This window comes from Sphingomonas sp. ASV193 (assembly GCF_040203355.1).
Lineage (GTDB): Bacteria > Pseudomonadota > Alphaproteobacteria > Sphingomonadales > Sphingomonadaceae > Sphingomicrobium.
On record NZ_JBEHBW010000002.1, the window covers coordinates 308,694 to 332,315 of the forward strand.

Here is a 23,622-nt window from a genome sequence, read left to right on the forward strand (position 1 = left end):
GCCCCCGCCGCCCCGGCGGCGCAAGCTAGCGGGCGGCGGGAAGCACGAACCGATCGATCGCGTCGGCCACCCCGTCCGCGTCGTTCGAGGCGGCGACATGGGTGGCGGCGGCGCGGACCTCGGCCGGCCCCTGCGCCATCGCGACGCTCAGCGCGGCGACCGCGAACATCGGCAGGTCGTTGCGCTGGTCGCCGAGCACCGCGACCTCGGCGAGCGTCACGCCATAGGCCTTCGCCAGCGCGGTGACGCCGTCGCCCTTGTTCCCGCCCGGGCTCATCACGTCGCAGTAATAGACCTGCGAGCGGGCGACCGTCGCGTCGTGCCCGAGCGCCGCCTGGAGCGCCGCCTCGGTCGCGACCAGCCGCGCCTCGTCGTCGTCGACCGCGACGATCTTGTCGGCCCGCCGCACGAGATCGCCGAAGTCGGCCAGCACCGTCGGCTCGATCCCCGCCGCCTTGACCTCGTGCGCGATATGGTGGGTGTCGGTGTCGTGGACGCACCATTTGCCGTCGGCGAACAGCCACGGCTTCGCCCCCCTCGACTCGATGATGTCGAGCGCGCGTGCGGCCGCGCCGGCCGCGATCCGCTCGGCCGAGATCACCCGCCCGTCGGGCTCGAACAGCGTCGCGCCGTTGAACGCCCCGATCGGCCCGTCGAGCCCGAGTGCCTCGGCGATCCAGCGCATCCCGCTCGGCGGTCGCGCGCTGACCAGGCTGACGCGAAGGCCCGCCGCCCGCGCCCGCGCGATGGCCGCGATATTGGCCTCGCTCAACGTCTTGTCGGTCCGGACCAGCGTCCCGTCGATGTCGGAAACGAGCAGCCGGATCATGCCGCGCCCCACGCCGCCCGCGCCTCGGGAGTCCAGCCGACGGTCACCGTCGCGCCGTCGTCGATCACCGGGCGCTTGATCAGGCTCGGCTGCGCTTCCATCAGCGCCAGCGCGCGGTCGCGGTCGAGGCCCGCCCTGTCCGCCTCGGACAGCGCGCGAAAGGTCGTGCCCTTGCGATTGAGCAGCGCCTCCCAGCCGACCGCGTCGGCCCAGCGCGCCAGCTCGGCCCCGCTCGGCGCCTGCTTCTTGAAGTCGCGGAAGGCGGCATCGGGAAGCGCGGTCCGCGCCTTTTTCACCGTGTCGCAGTTGGCGATGCCGTGGAGCGTGATCACGCGACCTCGACACCCTTCCAGAAGGCGATCCGGTCATTGATCTGGCTCGCTGCCTCCTTCGGCTCGGGATAATACCAGGCCGCGTCGCGGTTCTCGGCGCCGCCTGCGCGCACCGAATAATAGGAGGCCTCGCCCTTCCACGGGCAATGGCTGTGCGTGTCGGAGGGGACGAGCTTGTCGATCGCCACGTCGGCGCGCGGGAAATAATGATTGCCCTCGACCACGATCGTGTCGTCGCTCTCGGCGATCGTCTCGCCGTTCCACATTGCCTTGACCATCATTGGGCTCCTTCGATGTCCCGCGCGAAACGCACGATCTCGCCGGCAAGGCCCGCGCGAAGTTGGGCGCTCGCCGCGACCTCGGCCTCGTGTCCCGGCGGGGCGACGTCCATGAAGGCGAAATGACCGGCGTCGGGCAGCACCGCGTAATCGACCGGGCAGCGCGGCCGCAACCGCTCCACCAGCTCTAACAGCGCCGCGGGCGGGGTCAGCGTATCGACCGCACCGACGCGGAACATCAGCGGCAGCGCGACCCGCTCGACCGCCCCCGGCGCACCGAAGAAGCCGACCGGCGGGGCGAGCAGCACCAGCCCGACCAGCCGCGCGCTTCGCGGCGACGGCAGCGGTCCCGACCGGTCGAGCCACATCTGCCCGCCCGCCAGCGCCAGCAGCAATGTCGCGCCGATCGAATGTCCGACCCCGACGACGGGCGCGCCAGCCGGCGCCGCCGCAATCGCCTCGGCCAGCGCCTCGGCGCGTGCGGTCAATTCCTGTGCGGTGGGCCTCTGGTTCGCCAGCATCGGGAAATCGGGCGCGGACACGCCGATCCCCGCCGCCTCGATCCGCTCGATCAGCGCCGCGTGCCGCCGCGGCGCCCCGCCGCGCCCGGCGGCGAAGACGATGTGTATGTCGCTCACTTACGGCCTGTCGGCCGGGTGACCGGGCCGAATCGGACCCCCGGCCCGCTTCGGCCCGGTCACTCCCACTCGATCGTGCCCGGCGGCTTCGACGTATAGTCGTAGACCACGCGGTTGATGCCCTTGACCTCGTTGATGATACGGGTCGCGACGCGGCTGAGGAAGCCGGCGTCGAACGGGTAGATGTCGGCGGTCATCCCGTCGACGCTGGTCACCGCGCGAAGCGCGCAGACGCTGTCGTAGGTCCGGTAGTCGCCCATCACGCCGACCGTCTTGACCGGCAGCAGCACCGCGAACGCCTGCCAGATCGCGTCGTACAGGCCCGCGCTGCGGATCTCGTCGAGGTAGATGGCGTCGGCCTTGCGCAAGATGTCGCAGCGCTCGCGCGTGACCTCGCCGGGGATGCGGATCGCCAGCCCCGGCCCGGGAAAGGGGTGCCGCCCGACGAACGCCTCGTCGAGCCCAAGCTCGCGCCCGAGCAGCCGGACCTCGTCCTTGAACAGCTCGCGAAGCGGCTCGACCAGCTTCATGTTCATCCGCTCGGGCAGGCCGCCGACGTTATGGTGGCTCTTGATCGTCACCGACGGCCCGCCTGTGAAGCTGACGCTTTCGATCACGTCGGGGTAGAGCGTGCCCTGCGCCAGGAATTCGGCGCCGCCGAGCTTCTTCGCCACCTCCTCGAATACGGCGATGAACTCGCCGCCGATGAACTTGCGCTTCTTCTCGGGGTCGGTGACGGCCGCCAAGCCCGCCATGAACCGCTCGCTCGCGTCGACCACCACCAGCGGGATGTTGTAATGGTCGCGGAACAGCCGCTCGACCTGCTCGCGCTCGTTCAGCCGGAGCAGCCCGTGATCGACGAACACGCAGGTCAGCTGGTCGCCGATCGCCTCGTGAATCAGGATCGCCGCGACGCTGCTGTCGACCCCGCCCGACAGGCCGCAGATCACCCGGCCCGACCCCACCTGTTCGCGGATCTCGGCGACCTTGGTGTCGCGGTAGGCGGCCATCGTCCAGTCGCCCTTCAGGCCGCACACCTTGTGGACGAAGTTCGCGATCAGCTTCGCCCCGTCGGGGGTATGCGCGACCTCGGGGTGGAACTGGGTACCGTAATAACGCCGTTCCTCGTTGGCGATCACCGCGAAGGGAGCGCCATCGCTGGTCGCGACGATTCGGAAGCCGGGCGCGAACTCGGTGACCTTGTCGCCGTGGCTCATCCACACCTGGTGCCGCTCGCCGACCTGCCACAGCCCGTCGAACAGCGCGCAATCCTCGGTGACGGTCAGGAAGGCGCGGCCGAACTCGCCGTCCCATTCGCCATCCTTGCCCGCTTCGACCCGCCCGCCGAGCTGGTGGCTCATCACCTGCTGGCCATAGCAGATGCCGAGGATCGGCAGCCCGCTGTCGAACAGGATCTGAGGCGCGCGCGGGCTTCCTTCCTCGGGGACCCCGGCGGGCGATCCCGACAGGATGATGCCCTTGGGCTGCATCCGCGCATAGGCCGCCTCGGCCTGGCTGAACGGGGCGATTTCGGAATAGACCCCCGCCTCGCGCACCCGTCGCGCGATCAGCTGGGTGACCTGGCTGCCGAAGTCGACGATGAGGATGGAATCGGGGTGCTGGGCCGTCATGGCCGGGCGATAGTCAGGCGGCGGGCCCCACGCAACCGCCGCACGAAAAAGCGCGCGCCCCGCCTGGGGACGCGCGCTCCTTTCGCGTCGGTCATCGGCGCTTAGTAGCGCGGATAGCCGCCGTAATTGTTGCCGTAGCCGCCGTTGTCGCCATAGGGGCCGGCATAGCCGCTGTAATTGCGGTCGAAGCCGAGGTCGACGATCCGGCCATAGCCGTCCACCTTGCAGGTGAAGCCGACGTCGGGAACGCCATAGTTGCTGTTATAGCCATAGCTGCCGTAGCCGAACGGGCGGGCATAGCTGCGGCCCGAGCTGGCCACCCCGTGGATGCGCAGCGCGTTGCCGCTGCGGATCTGGACCGAGGTGATGCCGAGCACGCGGGCCTGACCGCCGGCATAGCCATAGGCGCCGTAGCTGCCGTAACCGCCATAGCCGCCATAGCCGCCGCCGAGACGCTGCTCGGCCGCGCGGGCGCACTGGTTGATCGCCGCCTGGCTGTTCATGTACATCGGCTGGCCATAGCCATAATTGCCATACGGATACTGGCCGTAGCCGAGCACGCTGTTGATGATCTGGCCGACGACGTTGCCGCCGTTGTTATAGCCATAGCCGTAGCCAGGATAATATTGGGCCGCCGCCGGGGCCGCCACCGCGACCGTCGCCGCGCCGGCGATCAGCAATTTCGCAAAAGCCTTCATGGCAAACACTCCTGTTGATACTGGCTGCCGCAACGGCGGCCTTGCCCACCCCAACGCCTATGGTCGATTTGGGCTGCATTCCCGCTGAACGATTCGTTCGCGAAATAGTCAGGATGTGATGTTGTCACGCCGAAACGAATTGCGGCGGACGAGGAACCTTTCACGCTTGCGGGGGCTTAGCGCCTTCGTGCTCCGCTATCTCTTCCCCCCGCATCTTCGCCAGTGGATCGGACCGCTGCTCGCGCTGGGGATTGCCGGGGGCCTGCTGGCGGTGGCGGTGATCGTCAGCGGCGTGCTCAACCTGACCGCGACCACCCCGCATCCGGAAGGATGGGCCGACCTGCTCCACTTCGTGTTCAAGCGCTCGACCGCCTTCCACGCCGACGACATCAAACCCCCCGCCGACCTCGATTCGCCGATCCGCATCCAGGCCGGGGCGCTCTATTATTCGCGGACCTGCGCGCACTGCCACGGCGCGCCGGGGCTCGGCCAGAACCCGGTCGCGCTGTCGATGACCCCGCGCCCGCAGTACCTGCCCGCCGTCACGCGCCAGTACAGCCCGTCGCAGCTGTTCTGGATCGTTCGCCACGGGGTGAAGTACAGCGCCATGCCCGGCTGGCCCGCCGATGGCCGCGACGACGAGGTCTGGCACCTCGTCGCCTATCTGCGCGCTCAGCCGAAGATGAGCGGCGACCAGTTCCGCGGGGGGGGGGGGGGGGGCGGCCCGCCGCCCGCCGGGGTGGGGCCCCCCCCCGGCGACCGGGGCCCCGACCCCTTACGGCGCCACCCCGCCGTCGCGCCCGTACGAGATGCATAATAGCGAGGTGCCAGGCGAATCAGCCTACACCCGCGCCAACTACGGGTTCGAGGACATCGCGCTGAAGGGCACGCCGGTCGCCGCCTGCGCCTCGTGCCACGGCAAGGACGGCGGCGGCGGCGGGGTCTTCCCCAACCTGACGCTGCAGGACGAGACCTACCTTCGCGACACGCTCTACGCCTTTGCCGCGGGGACCCGGCGGAGCGCCTACATGCAGATCATGGCCTCACAGCTCTCGCCGCAACAGATCAACGCGCTCGCCAAATATTATGCGTCGCAACCGCGTCGACGCGCCGATGCCAACCCGCCCGCGCCGACCGCGCTCGGCGAGGCGGTCGCGCTTCGCGGTGAATCGGCCAAGGGCATCGGCGCCTGCGCCAGCTGCCATGGTGCCACCGCGCGGACTGGCAAGGCCTATCCGCGGCTCGAGGGTCAGTCGGCGTGGTATATCGCCAACCAGATGCGGTTGTTCGCCGGCGACGGCCGCGGCTCGACCGCGCGCGGCGACAACCCGATGACCGCGATCGCGCGCGGACTGACCCCGGCGCAGATCGACGCGGTCGCCGCCTGGTACGCCGCCCAGCCCCCGGTACCGGTCCAGGCGCGGCCAGCGGTCCAGGTTCGGCAAGCGGCCCGGTGAGAAAGGCGCCGCGCTCGTCGGCCGAATCGAAGGTCTCGGCAGGCAAGTCCGACGCCCTTACCAAGGACGAACGGCACGAGGTCGAGGCGCGCAAGTCGCCCCCCGCCAAGGTCGTCCACGAAGTCATCCGCCTCCAAGGCGTCGAGGAGCTTGAACGCCCGCTCGCCTCGCTGATCTGGTCCGGGATCGCCGGGGGCGTATCGATCTGGATGTCGCTGATCGCCCAGTCGGCGCTGATGATGAAGCTGCCCGACACGCCGTGGCGCCCGGCGATCGCAGCGCTCGGCTACTCGGTCGGCTTCCTCGTCGTGATCCTCGGCAAGCTCCAGCTGTTCACCGAATCGACCGTCACCGCGGTGCTTCCGACCGCGACCGAGCCGACAGCGCGAAACCTTGGGCTGACGCTGAGGCTATGGGCGACGGTGTTCCTCGCCAATTCGATCGGCACGTTGCTGGTCGCCGCGATCATCCCGTTCGCCGGGCTGGTCAGCCCCGAACAGGTCGCCGCGATGGTCGACATCTCGCGCCATCTCGAAGCGCACGGCGCGCTCGACGCCTTTACCCTCGGCATTCCCGCCGGCTTCATCCTCGCGACCATCGCCTGGGTGCTCCCCAACGCGCGCGGCCAGGAATTTTGGATCATCATCCTGATGACCTCGCTGATCGCGTTGTGCGGGTTCAGCCATGTCATCGCCGGCTCGGCCGAGGCGTGGCTGCTGATGACTACCGGCGAGCGCGGGCTCGGCTTCGTCATCTTCACCTTCACCCTGCCAACGCTGGCGGGCAACATCGTCGGCGGCACCGGGCTGTTCGCGGTCCTCGCCCACGCGCAGGTCAGCAAGGAACTCTGAACGCGCGACATCGCCGTTGGTCTCGCGGCCGTTCGGCGATAAGCCGTCCGCATGAGCCGCTTCTTCCGCGCCGCCGTGTTCGCCGGGTCGTTCCTCGCCGCCACCTCGCCAGCGCCCGCCGCAAAGCCCGAGGCGCCGCGATCGGTCGCGCTCGAGCTCAAGGCCGACGACGTCATCCCGACCGCCAACGACTGGCTCGCCCTTCCTTCGATCCGCGCGGGCGACGGCGCGCTCGACACGGTCAACGTCACCTCGATGCGCTATCGCGGGCTGATCGAATATGCCGGGCCGGCCGGAAAACCGCTGATCACGCCGTTCATTGAGGTCGGCGGGGTAAGGCGGCCGCTGGCGAACCTCAAATGGACGCTGCGCGATTACTGGATCCCGACCGGGACGATGGAGGCGGGCGGGCTTCGCGTCGCGCTGACCTATGCCGTTCCGCCCGATAGCCGCGCGGCGATCATGCGAATCGAGGTGACGAACGTCTCCGCCGCCCCGATCGAGGTCGCGCCCGGCGCCGACGTCGCGTGGGGGCGGACCAACCGCGTCACCTACTCGCCCGAGCCGCTGAAGGGCGAACGGTCGATGTCGCCGACCCCGATCGACAGCGACATGGAGATCTTCCGCTACGGCACCGACGACACCCATTTCGCCTGGGGCTTCGCCTACGTCGGCGCGAAGGGCGTGCTTCGCGACGGGGCGGAGCCGGGCCTTACCGCCAGGCGCGCGGCGACGCTCGCACCCGGACAGACGCTCGACACCCATTTCCTGATCGGCGTCGGGCTCGAGGAATATAGCGCGGCTTATGCGATGCGGGTGCTCAACAAGGCGATCGACCGCTACGGGATCGACGGGGTCATCGCCCAGGCCGCCGACGATGCGCACCGCCGCACGCGGACCACCGGCGACCCGACGCTCGACCGGATCATGAACCGCAACCTGCTGTTCACCACCTATTTCGCCTGGGGCCGAACGCTCGACACCGACCAGTTCGTCGGCATGACCTCGCGCAGCAACCGCTACTATGTCTCGGCCGCCTACTGGGACCGCGACGCGATGTTGTGGAGCCTGCCGGGGCTGCTCGACAGCGACCCGGCACGCGCCCGGCAGGCGCTCGACGTCGCGCTCGGCCTGCAGGCGCGCAACGCCGGGGTCCACAGCCGCTTCATCGACGGCGTGGTGCTCGAGGACGGGTTCGAGCTCGACGAGCTGGCCGCCCCGATTCTCGGGCTCGAATCCTACCTCGAGCGGACCGGGGATCGCTCGGTCCTCGCGCGCTACCGAGATTCGATCGACGATCTCGCCGCGCGGCTGGCGGCCCGGCGCGATCCCGACATGGGGCTCTATTCGACTTTCCAGGACGCGCAGGACGAATATGTCCGAAAGCCCTTCTCGATCTACGACAATGTCGTCGCGTGGCGCGCCCTGAAGGACCTGGCCGCGATCGCGCGGCGCGACGGGCGGGCGGGCGACGGAGCGCGGTTCATTCGCGAGGCGGCGGCCTTGAAGGCCGCGATCCTGCGGCACGGAGTCCGCAACGGCGCCCCCGGCGCCACCGGTTCGATCCTCGCCGCGACGGTCGATGCCAGCGGCAGCGACTTCGTCGACGTGCCGCCGGGCTCGCTGATGAAGCTGCCCGCGCTCGGCTTCCTTCGCGAGGACGACCCGCTGTTCCGGCGCACCTACGACTGGCTCCATTCGCGCAACTATTTGTTCGCCTATGCCGACCAGCCGTTCGGGCTGCCGGGCAGCTACCGCCTCCCGTTCACCACCTCGTGGGCGGTGGCGGACCACCTCGCGCTCGATCGCGGTCGCGCCCGCGCGCTCGCCATCCTGAAAGCCAGCCCGTGGGATGGGGGGATCATCACCGAGGGGATCAAGCCCGACACCGCGATCGCCGACCAGCAGGGACGCGCCTTCGCTACCGCCGCGGGCTACGTCGCCCACGCGATCTGCGCCCGATACTGCATCGACGAACCGGACCGTCCGGCCCGGCCCCGCTGACCCCTATTTGAGCCCGGTGTAATAGGCGAGGAAGGCGTAGACGTCGGCATATTCGTCGATCGTTTTGCTGATCGGCTTGCCGCTGCCATGCCCCGCCCGCGTTTCGATCCGGACGATGTGCGGTTCCTCGCCGACGCCGGGGGTGTGCTGCAAGCGCGCCATATATTTGAACGTGTGCCCGGGCACGACCCGGTCGTCGGTGTCGGCGGTCACCGCGATCAGCGGCGGATAGGCGCGCCCGCCGCGGATGTTGTGATAGGGCGAATAGGCGTAGAGCGTTTTGAAATCGGCGGGCTTTTCGGGATAGCCATAGTCGCCGACCCAGAACCGCCCGGCGGTGAACTGGTCGAATCGCAGCATGTCCATCACCCCCACCCCGGGGCTGACCGCGTCGAACAGGTCGGGGCGCTGGTTGGTGGTCGCGCCGATCAGCAGCCCGCCGTTCGACCGGCCGATCGCCGACAGGCCGTGCGGGGTCGAGATGCCGCTGGCCTTCAGATACTCGCCCGCGGCGATGAAGTCGTCGAACACGTTCTGCTTCTTCGCGAGCTTGCCCGCGTCGTGCCACGCGGTGCCATATTCGCCGCCACCGCGCAGGTTGGCGAGCGCGAACACCCCGCCCCGCTCAACCCAGGCGAGGTTCGCCGGGTTGAAGCTGGGGGTCAGCGAAATGTCGAACCCGCCATAGCCGTAGAGCATCGTCGGCGCGGGGCCGGTGACGTCCTTGCGCTTGACGATCCACAGCGGGATCCGCGTCCCGTCCTTCGACTTGTAAAAGGTCTCGGCGACCGAAATGCTGTCCGGGTCGAACGTCGTCTTGGTCCGAGCCCAGACGCTTTCCTGCCCGGTATGGACGTCGAGCCGGTAGATCGCGCCGGGCTGGTTGTAGCTGGTGAAGGCGAAAAACGTCTCGGGATCGTCGGCCTTGCCGCCGAACCCGCTGACCGTCCCCAGCCCAGGCAGCGCGACGACCGACTGGCGCTTGCCGCCGAGTGTGTAGATCTGCGCCTCGCTGCTGGCGTCCTTCAGGTAGCCGAGCACCAGTCGCCCGCCGACCAGCGAGGCCGAGTCGATCGACATCGGCCCGGCGGGAATGAGCGTGCGCGCGGGCGCGGTCGGCCGGGCGAGGTCGGCGGTCGCGATCTTGCGATTGGGCGCGTCCTTGTCGGTGACGAAATAGAAGCGCGTGCCTTCGTTACCGAGGAACTGCCACTGGTGCTTGAGCCCGGTGAACAGCGCGACCGGCTTCGCGGCCGGCTTGGCGAGGTCGATCACATGGACGTCGTTCTCGTCGCCCGCGTCCGAGCTGACGACCACGAGGTAGCGCCCGTCGTCGGTGACGATCGCGCCATGGTTGAGCTTCGGCTGCGCCGGGGTCGCGTAGACCACCCGGTCGGCCTCCTGCGCGGTGCCGAGACGGTGGAAGTAGATTTTCTGGTTGAGCGTCGACTGCTGGAAGGTCTCGCCCGCGGCCGGGGCGGGATAGCGTGAATAATAGAAGCCGCTGCCGTCCTTTGCCCAGGCGACGTCGCCGCTATATTTGAGCCACTTGAGCTCGTCGGGCAGCGGCTTGCCGCTCGCCACGTCGATCAGCCGCACCGTCCGCCAGTCGGTCCCGCCGTCCTGAATCGAATAGGCGAGCAGCCGCCCGTCCTCGCTCGGAGTCCATTCGGCCAGCGCGGTCGCCCCGTCCTTAGACCAGCCGTTGGGGTCGATCAGCAGCCGCGGCTTGCCGTCGAGGCCGTCGCGGACGAACAGCAGCGACTGGTTCTGAAGGCCCGTGTTGTGCCGATAGAAATAGGCCGCCCCGCGCTTTACCGGCAGGTTGTAGCGCTCATAGTCGAACAGCCGCGTCATCTCGGCCTTGAACCAGTCGCGGAGCGGCATTTTCGCCAGCACCGACTGGGTCAGCGCGCCCTGCGCCGCGACCCACGCCTCGACCTCCTTGTCGTTGCGGACGTCGTTTTCCAGCCAGCGATAAGGGTCGGCGACCTTCGTCCCCGAATAATCGTCAACCTGCGTGACGGTCCGCGCGGGCGGATAGGCGATCGGCTGGGCGGAGAGGCTGGTCGGCATGGCGATGGCGCAGGCTAGCAGGACGGCGACGGTCGGGCGCATGGATTTCCCCTGATCGAACGAAGAAAAAGGCGCCGGCAACCTAGCCGACGCCTTTCACTTTTCAATCGGCGGCAAACGCCCGTGCCGGCGTTACGCCTCGACGTCCTCGTCGACCAGCACCGGACCCGAATCCTGACCCTTGGCGCTCGTGTCGCGGTCGATGAACTCGATCACCGCCATCGGCGAGGCGTCCGATTGGCGGATGCCCGCCTTGATCACGCGGGTATAACCCCCGGCGCGGCCCGCGTAGCGATCGGCCAGAACCTCGAACAGCTTGGCTTCCTGCGCCGCGTCCATCAGCCGCGCATGGGCGAGGCGACGGTTCGACAGCCCGCCCTTCTTGGCCAGAGTCACCAGCTTCTCGACATAGGGGCGAAGCTCCTTCGCCTTGGCCAGCGTGGTTGTGATCTGCTCATGCTTGATGAGCGCGGCGGCCATGTTCCGGAACAGGGCGGCGCGGTGGGCCGAAGTCCGCTGCAGCTTACGACCGGCAACGCGATGACGCATGATATTCTTCCTTCGTTCGTCGGGGGTCCGTGCAAGGTAACCCCGGGCAGGCGATTTTCGCGGGACCGCCCCTTAACCCGTTGGTCGAGACCCGGTGGTGGGGACTCGTGTTTCTTCCGGCGAGGCCGTCACGGGGGTTAACCCCGTGACGTCGATCAGGCTCGCTTCGCGACCTGTCGGCCGGCTCGCTGCGTCTCTTCGCCGAAGTGTGCGATCGCTTTCGCGATCGCTCCCTTCGGCTCGGCGTCAGCCGAGCAATTCCTGTTCGAGCTTCTTCGCCATTTCCTCGATGTTCTCGGGCGGCCAGCCGGGGATGTCCATGCCGAGGCGCAGGCCCATCGAGCTCAGGACCTCCTTGATCTCGTTGAGGCTCTTGCGGCCGAAATTCGGCGTCCGGAGCATCTCGGCCTCGGTCTTCTGGACCAGGTCGCCGATGTAGATGATGTTGTCGTTCTTGAGGCAGTTGGCGCTGCGCACCGACAGCTCGAGCTCGTCGACCTTCTTGAGCAGGTAGCGGTTGAGCTGGTTGGTGTCGGTCGGGACGCCGCCCGCCTCGCCGCCCATGCCGCCGGCAGAGGCGCCCGCGCCGCCGATCATCGCCGACGGGGACGAACGGACCATGCTGTCGTCGAAGTGGACGAACAGGCTGAGCTGGTCCTGCAGGATCCGCGCCGCATAGGCGAGCGCGTCCTCGGGCGAGACGGTGCCGTCGGTATCGACCGTCAGCGTCAGCTTGTCGTAATCAAGCTCCTGCCCGACGCGGGTGTTCTCGACCTTGTAGGCGACCTGGCGGACCGGGCTGAACAGGCTGTCGACCGGGATCAGGCCGATCGGCGCGTCGGCCGGGCGGTTGTTGGCCGCGGCGACATAGCCCTTACCGGTGGTCGCGGTCAGTTCCATGTTGAGCGTCGCGCCCTGGTCGAGGTGGCAGATGACGAGATCGGGGTTGGTCACCTCGATGTCGGCCGGGCAGACGATCTGGCCGGCGGTCACTTCGCCCGGGCCGGTCGCCGACAGGTGCAGCCGCTTGGGGCCTTCGCCCTCCATCTTCAGCGCGACCTGCTTGATGTTGAGGATGATGTCGGTGACGTCCTCGCGCACCCCGGCGAGGCTCGAGAATTCGTGGAGCACGCCGTCGATCTTGATCGAGGTCACCGCCGCACCCTGCAGCGACGACAGCAGGACCCGGCGAAGCGAGTTGCCGAGCGTCATGCCGAACCCGCGCTCGAGCGGTTCGGCGACGAACGAGGCCTTGCGGCGCGTGTCGGTGCCGCCCTTGCGCTCAAGCGCGTTGGGCTTCTTCAGTTCCTGCCAATTCTTTGCGTTGACGGCCATTTTTCATCCCTGGCAGCGGAGCGGCGGCGTCCCGCGGGCTCCTGTTGGAAACTTTTGTTCGATCCCGACCAAAGCATCGCTTCGGCCGAAATCGTTAGACGCGGCGGCGCTTGCTCGGCCGGACCCCGTTGTGCGGGATCGGCGTGACGTCGCGGATCGAGGTGATCTGGAAACCGACCGCCTGGAGCGCACGAAGCGCGCTCTCGCGGCCCGACCCCGGGCCCTTGACCTCGACCTCGAGCGTGCGGACGCCATGTTCGGCGGCCTTCTTGCCCGCGTCCTCGGCGGCGACCTGGGCGGCATAAGGGGTCGACTTGCGGCTGCCCTTGAAGCCCATCATGCCCGCCGACGACCAGGCAATCGCGTTGCCCTGCGCGTCGGTGATGGTGATCATCGTGTTGTTGAAGCTGGCGTTGACGTGCGCGACGCCGGCCGAAATATTCTTGCGCTCGCGACGGCGAAGACGCTGGGGTGCTTGTGCCATTCGTAGTTCCTATTCCGAAAAGCTAACCGGTCTTCCGTTCCGCACCTCTCGTCACGCCATCCGGCGGAGAAATAGTGACGGACCAGTCCCCCGGACTGTTGCTGCTACTTCTTCTTGCCGGCGATCGGCTTGGCCTTGCCCTTGCGGGTGCGCGCATTGGTATGCGTGCGCTGGCCACGGACCGGCAGGCCCTTGCGATGGCGAAGGCCGCGATAGCAGGCGAGGTCCATCAACCGCTTGATGTTCATCGCCGTCTCGCGGCGAAGGTCGCCCTCGACGGTGTAGTCGGCGTCGATCGTCTCGCGGATGTGGAGCACTTCCTGGTCCGACAGATCCTGGACCCGGCGTTCCGGCGAGATCGACAGCTTTTCGGTGATTTCCTTGGCTTTGGCCTGGCCAATGCCGTGGATGTACTGGAGCGCGATCACCACGCGCTTGTTGGTGGGCAGGTTGACGCCCGCGATACGTGCCATGAAGCGATATTCTCCCAAGCTCCACAGGGCGGGCTTCACGCCGCCCCATCTCAAAGCATCGACCCGTCTCAACGGAAAAACGGCGCGCGCACAGCTGCGCCGCCGGGAACCGGTAAAACGGGATGGACGCCATCTATGGGCGACGCTCGTCAGAGTCAACCGTCTGGACTTGGAACCGATTGCCGTTAAGCGGTGGGCTGCGATGGAGCGCCTCAGCCTCGACCAGCCGATCCCCGACGCGCTTCGCGGCGCGGTGGTCGCGCTCGGCAATTTCGACGGCTTTCACCTCGGCCACCAGGCGGTGGTCGGCCGCGCGGTCCAGCGCGCCGCGCACGAGCGCAAGCCCGCCATCGTCGCCACCTTCGATCCGCACCCGGTGCGCCACTTCCGCCCCGACGCCCCGCCGTTCCGCCTCACCACGCTCGACCAGCGCGAGGGGCTGTTCGCCCATGCCGGGGCCGACGCGATGCTGGTGTTCGGCTTCGACGCCGCGATGGCCGGGACCAGCGCCGACGGCTTCGTCGACCTGCTCGCCACGCGGATCGGCGCGAGCGGGGTCGTCACCGGCGAGGACTTCACCTTCGGCAAGGGCCGCGCCGGCGACGCCGCTTCCTTACGCGCGCTGGGCGCCCTGCGCGGGCTGGTCGCCGAGGCGGTCGCCCCGATCGCATTGGAGGGCGAGCCGGTGTCGTCGAGCCGGATCCGCACCGCGCTCCAGGCTGGCGATCCGCACACCGCCACCCGCCTGCTCACCCGCCCATTCACGATCCGCGGCGAGGTGGTCCACGGCGACAAGCGCGGGCGCGAACTCGGCTGGCCGACCGCCAATGTCGAGCTCGGCCACTATCTTCGCCCCGCCTACGGAATCTACGCGGTGCGCTTGACGCTGGACGACGGCAGCGAGCATCCCGGGGTCGCTAACCTCGGCGTGCGCCCGATGTTCGATCCGCCGAAGGAACTGCTCGAAACCTACATCTTCGACTGGCGCGGCGATCTTTACGGCCGGACGATCGACGTCGCGCTCCTCCATTACCTGCGCCCCGAAGCGGCCTTCCGCGACCTCGCCACGTTGAAAGCACAGATTGCCCGCGACGAGGAACAGGCCCGCGCGCTGCTTGCCGCCGGGTAGAGGCTCGCCTAAGGCCCTCGCCCAATGTCCGACAAGCGCGATTACAGAGACACCGTCTTCCTGCCGAAGACCGATTTCCCGATGAAGGCCGGCCTCCCCGCCAAGGAGCCGGTCATCCTCGAGCGCTGGATCGACGAGGACCTCGAGGGACAGCTGCGCGCCGCCCGCAAGGGCCGCGAAAAGTTCATCCTCCACGACGGCCCGCCCTACGCCAACGGCGACATCCACATCGGCCACGCGCTCAACAAGACGCTCAAGGACATGGTCGTCCGCACCCAGACGTTGCTCGGCAAGGACGCGCCCTACGTGCCCGGCTGGGACTGCCACGGCCTGCCGATCGAGTGGAAGATCGAGGAGCAGTACCGCAAGAAGAAGCGGAACAAGGACGAGGTGCCGGCGAAGGAATTCCGCGCCGAGTGCCGCGCCTATGCCCAGCATTGGGTCGGGGTGCAGCGCGAGCAGTTCCGCCGGCTCGGCATCGGCGGCGACTGGGACCATCCCTACCTCACCATGGCCCCGGCGGCGGAAGCGACGATCGTCGCCGAGCTGATGAAGTTCGCCGAGAGCGGCCAGCTCTATCGCGGCGCCAAGCCGGTGATGTGGTCCCCGGTCGAAAAGACCGCGCTGGCCGAGGCCGAGATCGAGTATGAGGACATCGTCTCGACCCAGATCGACGTCGCGTTCGAGATCGTCGAGGCACCTCGGGTGCCCGCCCTAGTCGGCGCCCAAGCCGTTATCTGGACGACGACGCCGTGGACGATTCCGGTCAACCAGGCGATCGCCTATGGGCCGGATTTAGATTACGTGCTGCTCGGAGAGCGCGGCGGACAGCAACTGTTGGTCGCGAAGAAACTGCTCGAAGAGACTGATCTCTATCAGCGGCTCGGCTACGAATCTTATGCCGATATCGAGTGGCAGGGCAAAGGCTCCGATCTCGCCGGCACCATCGCCCGCCACCCGATGCACAAGCTCGGCGGCTTCTTCGCCAAGCCCCGCCCGTTCCTCCCCGGCGACTTCGTCACCACCGACAGCGGCACCGGCCTCGTCCACTTGGCGCCCGACCATGGCGAGGACGACTTCGACCTGTGCAAGGCGAACGGCATCGACCCCGTCTTCGCGGTCGAGGGCGACGGCAAGTACCGCGAGGACTGGGCCTGGCTCGGCGGCCAGGGCAGCGTCATCAACCCCAGGTTCAACGCCCCCGATGGCCCCATCTGTAGCGATCTCGGAAACGCAGGGGCGCTCCTCGCCGCCAGCGCCGACTACCACCACAGCTACCCCCATTCGTGGCGCAGCAAGGCCAAGGTCATCTACCGCTGCACCCCGCAGTGGTTCATCGCCATGGACCGCGCGCAGGACGGCGGCACGCTCCGCGAGCGCGCCACCAAGGCGATCGCCGACACCCGCTTCGTCCCCGAAAAGGGCCGCAACCGCCTCGCCAGCATGGTGGAGGGCCGCCCCGACTGGGTGATTTCCCGCCAGCGCGCGTGGGGCGTGCCGATCGCGCTGTTCGTCCACCGCGGGACCGGCGAACTGCTGGTCGACCCCGAGGTCAACGCCCGAATCGTCGCCGCCGTCCGCGAGGAAGGCGTCGACGCGTGGGACGAGGCGCGTGCGCAGGAATATCTCGGCAACAACCACGACGCCGCCGATTACGAGATGCAGCGCGACATCCTCGACGTCTGGTTCGACAGCGGCTGCACCCATGCCTTCGTCCTCGAAAGCGGCGAATGGCCCGACCTGCGCTGGCCCGCCGACATCTATGTCGAAGGCTCCGACCAGCATCGCGGCTGGTTCCAGTCCTCGCTGCTCGAAAGCTGCGGCACCCGCGGCCGTGCGCCCTACGGTGAGGTGCTGACCCACGGCTTCACCATGGACGCCAAGGGCATGAAGATGTCCAAGTCGCTCGGCAACACGGTGAGCCCGCTCGACCTGATGCGCGACTTCGGCGCCGACATCCTCCGTCTGTGGGCGATGAGCGTCGACTTCACCGAGGATCACCGGATCGGCAAAGAAATCCTCAACGGGGTCGCCGACCAGTATCGCAAGCTCAGGAACACCTTCCGCTACCTGCTCGGCGCGCTCGACGGGTATGACGAGAGCGAGAAGGTCGCACCCGAGGCGATGCCCGAGCTCGAACGCTACATGCTCGTCCTGCTCGCGCAGCTCGACCGGCGGATGCGCAAGGCGGTCGAGGACTACGACTTCAACGACTACACCCGCGCGCTCACCGACTTCTGCAACAACGACCTCAGCGCCTTCTTCTTCGATATCCGCAAGGACTGCCTCTACTGCGATGTGAACCCGGCGACGGGGTTCCAGACGGATAAGCGCCGCGCCTATCGCACTGTCCTCGACACGCTGTTCCACGCGCTGGTCCGCTGGGCCGCGCCGGTGCTGGTGTTCACCGCCGAGGAAGTGTGGGGCACGCGTTTTCCCGACGGCGGCAGCGTCCACCTGCTCGAATGGCATGCCTTCGAAAGCGTCATGGACGAAGAGTTAGTCAGTAAGTGGGACAGGCTCCGGAAGCTTCGCGAGGTTGCGTTTCTCGCGGCAGAGGGTGCTAGGCGAGACAAAGTGATCGGATCTTCTCTTGAAGCGGCGATTACGCTCGTCCCTTCCGAAGTGATGAGCCAAGGTGATATCCTCCAGCTCATCGATTCCAATGAGGGATTTCTTTCTGAGTTGTTCATCTCGGGCGAAGTCAACGTCACCCAAGGGAATCCCTTCGAATTGCGGGAAGTGTCATGGAATGCCGATCGATCGGTCGGTGCGGTTGCCCACAAGACCGCGCATCACAAGTGCGGCCGCTGCTGGCGGCATTTGCCCGAAGTGACCGAAGACGGCGACCTGTGCGATCGCTGCGAGGGGGTAGTGAATGACTAGCAAGCGCGGGGCCTATATTTTCGCCCTCATCGTCTTCGCGGTCGACCAGCTGTCGAAGTGGCTGGTCACCGGGCCGCTCGGCGTTCGCGCGCTCGGCGACCAGAAGGTGCTGCTGCCGATCTTCAACCTGACCTATGTCGAGAATCGCGGGATCAGCCTCGGCTATCTCCATGCCGACGGCGATACCGGGCGCTGGCTGCTGGTCGCCGCCACCACCGCGATCGCCATCGGCGTCGCCTGGTGGATCCGCCGCGAAGACGCGCCGGGCGAGCGGATCGCGCTGGCGATGATCCTCGGCGGGGCGCTCGGCAACATCCTCGACCGCGCGCGCCAGGGGTTCGTCACCGACTTCCTCGACCTTCACTTCGGCGAGTGGCGACCCTTTTTGGTCTTTAATGTCAGCGACGCCGCGATTAGCATCGGCGTCGCCATCCTACTCATTCGGGCCGTCTTCGTGCATAAGAAGCCGGCGAACACGGAGACTACCCATGCGTAAGGCCCTTTTCCTCGCCCTCGCCGCCTCGAGCGTGCTGACCTTGGGCGCCTGTGCGCACCGGAGCGCCCCGCTCGACGAATTCTCGGTCGCGCGCAACGCCCCGCTGGTGATCCCGCCCGACTTCTCGCTGACCCCGCCGACGGTCGGCACCACAACCCTGTCGGCCGAACAGGCGCAGCAGCAGGCGATCGACGCGCTGTTCGGCGGCCCCTCGCCGCGCAGCGAGATCGAGCGCACGATCCTCGAAAAGGCCGGTCGCGACCGGACCATCGAGGGCGCGCGGTCGACCGCCGGGGACGAACAGACCCGCGTCGTCGACAAGGGCGCCTACACGCTGACCGTCCTCGCCGCGCAGCAGGGCAACACCAGCATCGCCTCGGCGCAATAAGCATCGAAGAGGGGGCCACGACCGCATGAGCGACACGCTTTCCGCCCGCCTGGTCGAGATCGAATCGATGCTCGAGAGGTCGCGCCGCCGGTTCGAGGAAGGCCAGCGGCTGGTCGAGGACGCCCACGCCGCGATCGCCGAGGTGCAGCAGGCGCTCATCGGCTCGCCGGTCACCCTTTCGGCCGAGGAAAATGAGGAAGCCGCCTCGCGACTTCTCGCCAGCCTCAAGGCGAGCGGGCAGACGCTGCCCGAAACGCTTTGCGGCGGCCGCCTGTCGGTCGACCCGGTCCAGCGGCTGATCCGCATCGACGGCCACCCGATCGGCATCACCGAGATGGAATATCGCGTGCTCGAACTGCTCGCTTTCGCGCGCAACAACGTCGTCACCCGCTCGATGCTGCTGAAGCACCTCTACCGCCGCGCCGACGACCAGCCGCAGCCCAAGATCATCGACGTGTTCATCAGCAAGCTGCGCAAGAAGCTCCGCTCGGCGAGCAGCGGGGCCGAGTTCATCGAGACGATCCCGCAGCGCGGCTGGATCCTGCGCGACCTCGAGTCCGCTTCGGCCGCCTGATTCACCGAAGCTTTACCGTCGGCGCCTAAACCGGCGGGATGATTCACTTCATCCCCGATTCGCCCGACCAGGTGACGCCGCTGGCGGATGAAGCCGCCGCCACAGGTGGACCCTCTCTCGCCGGTCCGTACGCCGAGGCGGTCGCCCGGCTCGCCAGCATCCGCCAGGCGCTCGCCTGCGTCGAACGCGCCGCGGGCGACCCGCCCAGCGATCGCGACAGCGAGGCGCGGCTGGCGGTGATGTGGCCCAGCGTCGGCGCGGCGCGCAAGCGCGCCTTCGAAGCGCGCTCGGCCCGCACCGCCTCGGCCGCCGCCGACGGGCTCGAGGCGCTCGCCGCCAATGCCGCCACCGGCCAGCCGCTTAATCCCGCCGCGCTTCGCCGGCTGCGCGCCGAGCTCGGGCGCGGGCTCGACGACCTCGACCTGCTGTTCAGCCTCTAAGGCTTAGCTCGCGCCGATTTCCTTGGGCGTTGCCGGGTCGGCGCCCCATTCGCTCCAGCTGCCGTCGTAGAGCCGCGCGTCGCGCCCGCCGAGCCGCCGCGCGGCCAGGATCAGCGAGTTGGCGGTGACCCCCGACCCGCAGCTGGCGACGAACGGCCGCGCCGGGTCGATCCCCGCCGCCGCGAAGGCGCGCGACAGCTCGTCGTCGGATCTCAGCGTCCCGTCCTCGCGATAGAGCTCGCCCATCGGCAGGTTGCGCGCGCCAGGGATGTGACCGTCGGCGACCGCCGGGCGCGGGTCGGGCTCGCGCCCCTCGAACCGCGCGCGCGGGCGGGCGTCGACCACCGGCAAGCCGGCGCCGTTGATCAGCTGCTGCTTGCTCACCACCTCGTCGGCACGCGCCTCGGCGGGGAAGCGCGCTGTTCGCGGGCTCGCGGTTCCGTGCTCGAGAGGACGCCCCTCGGCGGTCCACTTGCCAAGCCCGCCGTCGAGCACCGCGACCTGCCCCGCGCCGAAGTGGCGAAGCATGAATCAGCCGCGCGCCGCGCTCCGGAGCGGGGTATTGTCGTAGACAACGATCAAATCGTCGCGCCCAATGCCGAGCGCTTCCATCGCTGCCCCGAACGCCGAAGCCGAGGGCAGCATGTGCGGGGCCGGATGGTCGTGGTCGGCAACCTCGGCGATGTCGAGAAAGCGCGCGCCGGGGATGTGCGCGGCCTCATACTCGGCCCTGGCATCGCGCCCGGTGCCGGGAAGAAACATCGTCGAATCGACGATCACGAGGTCGGCCCGATCGAGATTGGCCGCCAGCCATTCGGTCGAAACGAAGTCGCCCATGCCCTGTCCTTTCGCGTCGCGCCGGCAGGATAGCCCAGTCGCGCCCACGCTGCTAGGAGCGCGGCGATGACCGACACCCTCTCGCCCAAGCATCTCGGCCAGGCGAGCGCGCTTCCCGCCTCTCCCGACGCGGCCGAGCTCGACTATGTCCCCAACCCGCGTCCCGGGACGCTCTACCTCGTGCGCTTCGCCGCGCCCGAATTCACCTCGCTCTGCCCGGTGACCGGCCAGCCCGACTTCGCGCACCTGGTGATCGACTATGCGCCGGGCGCAACGATCGTCGAATCGAAAAGCCTCAAGCTGTTCCTCGGCGCGTTCCGCAACCATGCCGCGTTTCACGAGGACTGCACCGTCGGCATAGGCCAGCGGCTGTTCGTCGAAATGAAGCCGCAATGGCTTCGCATCGGCGGCTATTGGTACCCGCGCGGCGGAATCCCGATCGACGTCTTCTGGCAGTCGGGGCTCCCGCCCGAAGGATTATGGCTGCCGGACCAGGGCGTCGCGCCTTACCGGGGCCGGGGCTGAACGCTTTCAGGAGGATTACCCGATGACCTTGCGCACCCGGGCGACGCTCGCCGCCGCCACCTCGCTGCTCGCGCTCGCCGCGACGCCCGCCATCGCGCAGAACGGCGGCGCCTTCGCCGGCTATCGCGACACGGTCGACACCAGCCTCGCCACCCAGCTCCCGCGCACCGCGGTGCCGCATCATTATACGCTGACGATCACCCCCGACGCGCCGAACCTCAAGTTCGCGGGGCAGGAAACGATCGACCTTCAGATCGTCCAGCCGACCGACCGGCTGACGCTCAACGCGGTCGACCTCGGCTTTGGCGCGGTCAGCATCATGCCGCTGACCGGTGGCGCGCCAGTCGCCGCGAGCGTCACCACCGACGCCGACAACCAGAGCGCGACCCTCGCCTTCGGCCGGACGCTCGCGCCGGGCGCCTATCGCCTGTCGATCGCCTATACCGGCAAGATCAACGAGCAGGCCAACGGGCTGTTCGCGCTCGACTACAAGGACACCGCCGGCGCCGACAAGCGCTCGATCTTCACCCAGTTCGAGCCCGCCGACGCGCGCCGCTTCTTCCCTTCGTGGGACGAGCCCGACTACAAGGCCAAGTTCGACCTGAGCGCCGTCATCCCGGCGAACCAGATGGGCGTCAGCAACATGCCCGCCGCCAGGAGCGAGCCGATCGGCAACGGGATGCAGCGGGTGACCTTCCTGACCACCCCCGAAATGTCGACCTACCTGCTGTTCTTCGGCGCGGGCGAGTTCGGCCGGGTGGCGAAGATGGCGACCCCGACCACCGAGGTCGGCGTGGTGGCGAGCAAGGGCAACGAGGCCAAGAGCTACACCGCGCTCGACGCGCAGGCGCAGATCCTGCCCTATTACAACAGCTATTTCGGCTACAACTACCCGCTGCCCAAGCTCGACAACGTCGCCGGGCCGGGCCAGTCGCAGTTCTTCGGCGCGATGGAGAATTGGGGCGCGATCTTCACCTTCGAACGCATCCTGCTCGACGATCCCGCGGTGACCACCGAGGGCGAGCGGCAGAATATCTTCGAAGTCGACGCGCACGAAATGGCGCACCAGTGGTTCGGCGACCTCGTCACCATGGGCTGGTGGGGCGATCTGTGGCTCAACGAGGGCTTCGCCAGCTGGATGGCGACCAAGGCGACCAAGCATTTCCACCCCGACTGGGGCGCCGAATATGGCGCGGTCGGCGCGCGCGAAGGCGCGATGAGCCAGGACGACAAGCTGTCGACCCACCCGATCGTCCAGGACGTCCGGACCGTCGAGCAGGCCAACCAGGCGTTCGACGGCATCACCTATTCGAAGGGCCAGTCGGTCATCACCATGCTCGAGGCCTATGCCACCCCCGACGTGTGGCAGCGCGGCATCCAGGCCTACATGCGCGCCCACGCCTACCAGAACAGCAAGACCGACCAGCTGTGGGCGGCGATCGAGGGGGCGGGCGCGCGCGGGCTGACGACCATCGCGCACGACTTCACCAACCAGCCGGGCGTCCCGCTGATCCGCGTCGGCGCCAGCCGGTGCGTCGGCGGCAGCACCAGCGTCGTGCTGACCCAGGACCAATTTAGCGCCGACCGCAAGCCGGGCAGCTTCACCCCGCTCAGCTGGCACGTGCCGGTGACGATGAGCGCGGGCGGCACGCCGGTGACGGTGGTCACCTCGGGCCGGACGACCAGCGCCAGCGTGCCGGGCTGCGGCCAGCTGGTCGTCAACACCGGGCAGGCGGGCTATTACCGCACGCTCTACCCCGCCGCCGCCGCGGCGCGGCTGGCGACCAACTTCACCGCCCTGTCGCCGATCGACCGCTACGGCGTGCTCGACGACCAGTTCTCGCTGTCGGTCGCGGGCTACCAGCCGATGGGCACCGCGCTCGACATCCTCAACGCGGTGCCGACCGATGCCGCCCCCGAATTGATCGGCGACGCCAGCGCCAAGATGTCCGGGATCCAAGGCCTCCTCGACGGCAATGCGGCGGCGCAGGCCAAGGTGAAGAAGCTGATCATTGCCCGGTTCGGACCCGTGATCGACCGCATCGGGATCGCCCCGCGCGACGGCGAGCCGGTCGGCGTGACGACGCTTCGTCCCCGCCTGATCGCGACGCTTGGCAATGCCGGCGACCCGCGGATCAAGGCCGAAGCGGCGCGCCTGTTCACGGCGATCGAAAAGGATCCGAACGCTGCGCCAAAGGGCCTGAAGCAGACCTGGCTGGGTCGCATCGCCTACGACGCCGATGCCGCCACCTGGGACCGGCTCCACGCGATGGCCAAGCGCGCATCGACGGCGACCGAGCGCCAGAACCTCTATGGGCTGCTGGCGTCGGCCAAGAGCGAGGTTCTCGCCCGCCGTGCGCTCGAGCTGGCGCTGACCAGCGAGCCGGGCAAGACGATCAGCGCGGGCATGATCGGTCGGGTCGCCGGTAGTCATCCCGACTTGGCGTTCGACTTCACCATCGCCCACCTGGCGCAGGTTACCAGGCTGGTCGATCTGTCGGCGCAGTCGCGCTATGTCGCGCGGCTCGCGTCGGGCAGCGACAAGCCGGAAATGGTCGCCAAGCTCGACGCCTATGCGAAGGCAAACGTCAAGCCGTCGGACCGCAAGGCGATCGAGGAAGCCAAAAGCGCGATCAAGGTTCGCCTCGCCAACACCCCGCGCATCAAGCGCGAGACGCTGGCGTGGGTGAATGCGAAAAAGGTCGGCTAGGG

General features: G+C 68.2%; 25 protein-coding genes. 12 read left to right on the plus strand and 13 right to left on the minus strand.

Annotated elements, in window-relative coordinates; genetic code table 11:
* Window positions 1-25 precede the first annotated feature (25 nt).
* The 6 genes from ABDK56_RS05490 to ABDK56_RS05515 form a co-directional block, all read right to left on the minus strand.
* The gene (locus ABDK56_RS05490; RefSeq protein ID WP_349807129.1) at window positions 26-829 is read right to left on the minus strand and encodes an HAD family hydrolase; all 804 of its coding nucleotides are present in this window, start codon (window positions 827-829) and stop codon (window positions 26-28) included.
* Entirely contained in the window at window positions 826-1,161 is a 336-nt protein-coding gene (locus ABDK56_RS05495) for an ArsC/Spx/MgsR family protein (RefSeq protein ID WP_349807130.1), read from the minus strand. Before ABDK56_RS05495 ends, ABDK56_RS05490 begins: the two co-directional genes overlap by 4 nt.
* Window positions 1,158-1,439, minus strand: a complete 282-nt coding sequence (locus tag ABDK56_RS05500; protein ID WP_349807131.1) for a DUF427 domain-containing protein — start codon at window positions 1,437-1,439, stop codon at window positions 1,158-1,160. The genes ABDK56_RS05495 and ABDK56_RS05500 overlap by 4 nt, the downstream gene beginning before the upstream one ends.
* Window positions 1,439-2,077 carry an alpha/beta hydrolase gene (locus tag ABDK56_RS05505; RefSeq protein WP_349807132.1) on the minus strand — a complete coding sequence of 213 codons (639 nt, stop codon included), beginning with the start codon at window positions 2,075-2,077 and terminating at the stop codon, window positions 1,439-1,441. The genes ABDK56_RS05500 and ABDK56_RS05505 overlap by 1 nt, the downstream gene beginning before the upstream one ends.
* Window positions 2,078-2,136: 59 nt before the next feature.
* Window positions 2,137-3,708, minus strand: coding sequence for a glutamine-hydrolyzing GMP synthase (gene guaA / locus ABDK56_RS05510; protein ID WP_349807133.1), 1,572 nt, complete (start codon window positions 3,706-3,708; stop codon window positions 2,137-2,139).
* A gap of 101 nt (window positions 3,709-3,809) precedes the next feature.
* A complete protein-coding gene (locus tag ABDK56_RS05515; RefSeq protein ID WP_349807135.1) occupies window positions 3,810-4,406 on the minus strand; it encodes a hypothetical protein in 597 nt (198 codons plus the stop codon).
* Window positions 4,407-4,593: 187 nt separating this feature from the next.
* On the opposite strand from ABDK56_RS05515, the gene ABDK56_RS05520 reads away from it, so the two are divergent.
* The 4 genes from ABDK56_RS05520 to ABDK56_RS05535 are packed head-to-tail and all read left to right on the plus strand — an operon-like array spanning window position 4,594 to window position 8,718.
* Window positions 4,594-5,223 carry a c-type cytochrome gene (locus ABDK56_RS05520; protein ID WP_349807136.1) on the plus strand — a complete coding sequence of 210 codons (630 nt, stop codon included), beginning with the start codon at window positions 4,594-4,596 and terminating at the stop codon, window positions 5,221-5,223.
* Between the two features lie 7 nt (window positions 5,224-5,230).
* Window positions 5,231-5,863 carry a c-type cytochrome gene (locus tag ABDK56_RS05525; RefSeq protein ID WP_349807138.1) on the plus strand — a complete coding sequence of 211 codons (633 nt, stop codon included), beginning with the start codon at window positions 5,231-5,233 and terminating at the stop codon, window positions 5,861-5,863.
* Complete coding sequence (locus tag ABDK56_RS05530; protein WP_349807139.1) at window positions 5,860-6,714, plus strand: formate/nitrite transporter family protein; 855 nt, start codon at window positions 5,860-5,862, stop codon at window positions 6,712-6,714. The genes ABDK56_RS05525 and ABDK56_RS05530 overlap by 4 nt, the downstream gene beginning before the upstream one ends.
* A gap of 51 nt (window positions 6,715-6,765) precedes the next feature.
* Window positions 6,766-8,718, plus strand: coding sequence for a glycoside hydrolase family 125 protein (locus ABDK56_RS05535; protein WP_349807140.1), 1,953 nt, complete (start codon window positions 6,766-6,768; stop codon window positions 8,716-8,718).
* Window positions 8,719-8,721: 3 nt separating this feature from the next.
* Here ABDK56_RS05535 and ABDK56_RS05540 read toward each other — a convergent pair whose 3' ends face one another.
* The 5 genes from ABDK56_RS05540 to rpsM form a co-directional block, all read right to left on the minus strand.
* Window positions 8,722-10,836: a prolyl oligopeptidase family serine peptidase gene (locus tag ABDK56_RS05540; protein ID WP_349807141.1), complete on the minus strand. Its 2,115-nt coding sequence runs from the start codon at window positions 10,834-10,836 to the stop codon at window positions 8,722-8,724.
* Window positions 10,837-10,926: 90 nt separating this feature from the next.
* Entirely contained in the window at window positions 10,927-11,343 is a 417-nt protein-coding gene (rplQ, locus tag ABDK56_RS05545) for a 50S ribosomal protein L17 (RefSeq protein ID WP_349807143.1), read from the minus strand.
* A gap of 246 nt (window positions 11,344-11,589) precedes the next feature.
* Window positions 11,590-12,678: a DNA-directed RNA polymerase subunit alpha gene (locus ABDK56_RS05550; RefSeq protein WP_349807144.1), complete on the minus strand. Its 1,089-nt coding sequence runs from the start codon at window positions 12,676-12,678 to the stop codon at window positions 11,590-11,592.
* A gap of 94 nt (window positions 12,679-12,772) precedes the next feature.
* Window positions 12,773-13,162 (minus strand): 30S ribosomal protein S11, encoded by a 390-nt coding sequence (gene rpsK, locus ABDK56_RS05555; RefSeq protein ID WP_349807146.1) that lies wholly within the window; start codon window positions 13,160-13,162, stop codon window positions 12,773-12,775.
* Window positions 13,163-13,266: 104 nt separating this feature from the next.
* The gene (rpsM, locus tag ABDK56_RS05560; protein WP_349807147.1) at window positions 13,267-13,635 is read right to left on the minus strand and encodes a 30S ribosomal protein S13; all 369 of its coding nucleotides are present in this window, start codon (window positions 13,633-13,635) and stop codon (window positions 13,267-13,269) included.
* Between the two features lie 202 nt (window positions 13,636-13,837).
* Between rpsM and ABDK56_RS05565 the strand changes: the two genes are divergently transcribed.
* The 6 genes from ABDK56_RS05565 to ABDK56_RS05590 are packed head-to-tail and all read left to right on the plus strand — an operon-like array spanning window position 13,838 to window position 19,548.
* Window positions 13,838-14,764, plus strand: coding sequence for a bifunctional riboflavin kinase/FAD synthetase (locus ABDK56_RS05565; protein ID WP_349807148.1), 927 nt, complete (start codon window positions 13,838-13,840; stop codon window positions 14,762-14,764).
* A gap of 24 nt (window positions 14,765-14,788) precedes the next feature.
* Complete coding sequence (gene ileS, locus ABDK56_RS05570) at window positions 14,789-17,650, plus strand: isoleucine--tRNA ligase (protein ID WP_349807150.1); 2,862 nt, start codon at window positions 14,789-14,791, stop codon at window positions 17,648-17,650.
* A complete protein-coding gene (gene lspA, locus ABDK56_RS05575; RefSeq protein ID WP_349807151.1) occupies window positions 17,643-18,146 on the plus strand; it encodes a signal peptidase II in 504 nt (167 codons plus the stop codon). Before ileS ends, lspA begins: the two co-directional genes overlap by 8 nt.
* On the plus strand, window positions 18,139-18,534 hold the full coding sequence (locus ABDK56_RS05580; RefSeq protein WP_349807153.1) for a DUF3035 domain-containing protein: 396 nt from the start codon (window positions 18,139-18,141) through the stop codon (window positions 18,532-18,534). Before lspA ends, ABDK56_RS05580 begins: the two co-directional genes overlap by 8 nt.
* A 25-nt stretch (window positions 18,535-18,559) precedes the next feature.
* Window positions 18,560-19,108, plus strand: a complete 549-nt coding sequence (locus tag ABDK56_RS05585) for a winged helix-turn-helix domain-containing protein (protein WP_349807154.1) — start codon at window positions 18,560-18,562, stop codon at window positions 19,106-19,108.
* Window positions 19,109-19,146: 38 nt separating this feature from the next.
* Window positions 19,147-19,548, plus strand: coding sequence for a hypothetical protein (locus tag ABDK56_RS05590; RefSeq protein WP_349807155.1), 402 nt, complete (start codon window positions 19,147-19,149; stop codon window positions 19,546-19,548).
* A 3-nt stretch (window positions 19,549-19,551) separates the two neighbouring features.
* Here ABDK56_RS05590 and ABDK56_RS05595 read toward each other — a convergent pair whose 3' ends face one another.
* Entirely contained in the window at window positions 19,552-20,076 is a 525-nt protein-coding gene (locus ABDK56_RS05595) for a sulfurtransferase (protein WP_349807156.1), read from the minus strand.
* A 3-nt stretch (window positions 20,077-20,079) separates the two neighbouring features.
* Window positions 20,080-20,385, minus strand: a complete 306-nt coding sequence (locus ABDK56_RS05600) for a rhodanese-like domain-containing protein (RefSeq protein WP_349807157.1) — start codon at window positions 20,383-20,385, stop codon at window positions 20,080-20,082.
* 66 nt (window positions 20,386-20,451) lie between these two features.
* Between ABDK56_RS05600 and queF the strand changes: the two genes are divergently transcribed.
* Window positions 20,452-20,910 carry a preQ(1) synthase gene (gene queF, locus ABDK56_RS05605; protein WP_349807158.1) on the plus strand — a complete coding sequence of 153 codons (459 nt, stop codon included), beginning with the start codon at window positions 20,452-20,454 and terminating at the stop codon, window positions 20,908-20,910.
* A 22-nt stretch (window positions 20,911-20,932) separates the two neighbouring features.
* Window positions 20,933-23,620, plus strand: coding sequence for a M1 family metallopeptidase (locus tag ABDK56_RS05610; RefSeq protein ID WP_349807160.1), 2,688 nt, complete (start codon window positions 20,933-20,935; stop codon window positions 23,618-23,620).
* The last annotated feature ends 2 nt before the right edge of the window (window positions 23,621-23,622 follow it).

Coding starts and splice junctions, on each gene's coding strand:
- ABDK56_RS05610 (WP_349807160.1), top strand. CDS start 20,933: ATGACCTTGCGCACCCGGGCGACGCTCGCCGCCGCCACCTCGCTGCTC.
- ABDK56_RS05580 (WP_349807153.1), top strand. CDS start 18,139: ATGCGTAAGGCCCTTTTCCTCGCCCTCGCCGCCTCGAGCGTGCTGACC.
- ABDK56_RS05540 (WP_349807141.1), bottom strand. CDS start 10,836: ATGCGCCCGACCGTCGCCGTCCTGCTAGCCTGCGCCATCGCCATGCCG.
- guaA (WP_349807133.1), bottom strand. CDS start 3,708: ATGACGGCCCAGCACCCCGATTCCATCCTCATCGTCGACTTCGGCAGC.
- ABDK56_RS05585 (WP_349807154.1), top strand. CDS start 18,560: ATGAGCGACACGCTTTCCGCCCGCCTGGTCGAGATCGAATCGATGCTC.
- ABDK56_RS05515 (WP_349807135.1), bottom strand. CDS start 4,406: ATGAAGGCTTTTGCGAAATTGCTGATCGCCGGCGCGGCGACGGTCGCG.
- queF (WP_349807158.1), top strand. CDS start 20,452: ATGACCGACACCCTCTCGCCCAAGCATCTCGGCCAGGCGAGCGCGCTT.
- rpsM (WP_349807147.1), bottom strand. CDS start 13,635: ATGGCACGTATCGCGGGCGTCAACCTGCCCACCAACAAGCGCGTGGTG.
- ABDK56_RS05490 (WP_349807129.1), bottom strand. CDS start 829: ATGATCCGGCTGCTCGTTTCCGACATCGACGGGACGCTGGTCCGGACC.
- ABDK56_RS05500 (WP_349807131.1), bottom strand. CDS start 1,439: ATGGTCAAGGCAATGTGGAACGGCGAGACGATCGCCGAGAGCGACGAC.
- ABDK56_RS05600 (WP_349807157.1), bottom strand. CDS start 20,385: ATGGGCGACTTCGTTTCGACCGAATGGCTGGCGGCCAATCTCGATCGG.
- ABDK56_RS05550 (WP_349807144.1), bottom strand. CDS start 12,678: ATGGCCGTCAACGCAAAGAATTGGCAGGAACTGAAGAAGCCCAACGCG.
- ABDK56_RS05565 (WP_349807148.1), top strand. CDS start 13,838: ATGGAGCGCCTCAGCCTCGACCAGCCGATCCCCGACGCGCTTCGCGGC.
- ABDK56_RS05535 (WP_349807140.1), top strand. CDS start 6,766: ATGAGCCGCTTCTTCCGCGCCGCCGTGTTCGCCGGGTCGTTCCTCGCC.
- lspA (WP_349807151.1), top strand. CDS start 17,643: ATGACTAGCAAGCGCGGGGCCTATATTTTCGCCCTCATCGTCTTCGCG.
- ABDK56_RS05590 (WP_349807155.1), top strand. CDS start 19,147: ATGATTCACTTCATCCCCGATTCGCCCGACCAGGTGACGCCGCTGGCG.
- rplQ (WP_349807143.1), bottom strand. CDS start 11,343: ATGCGTCATCGCGTTGCCGGTCGTAAGCTGCAGCGGACTTCGGCCCAC.
- ABDK56_RS05595 (WP_349807156.1), bottom strand. CDS start 20,076: ATGCTTCGCCACTTCGGCGCGGGGCAGGTCGCGGTGCTCGACGGCGGG.
- ileS (WP_349807150.1), top strand. CDS start 14,789: ATGTCCGACAAGCGCGATTACAGAGACACCGTCTTCCTGCCGAAGACC.
- rpsK (WP_349807146.1), bottom strand. CDS start 13,162: ATGGCACAAGCACCCCAGCGTCTTCGCCGTCGCGAGCGCAAGAATATT.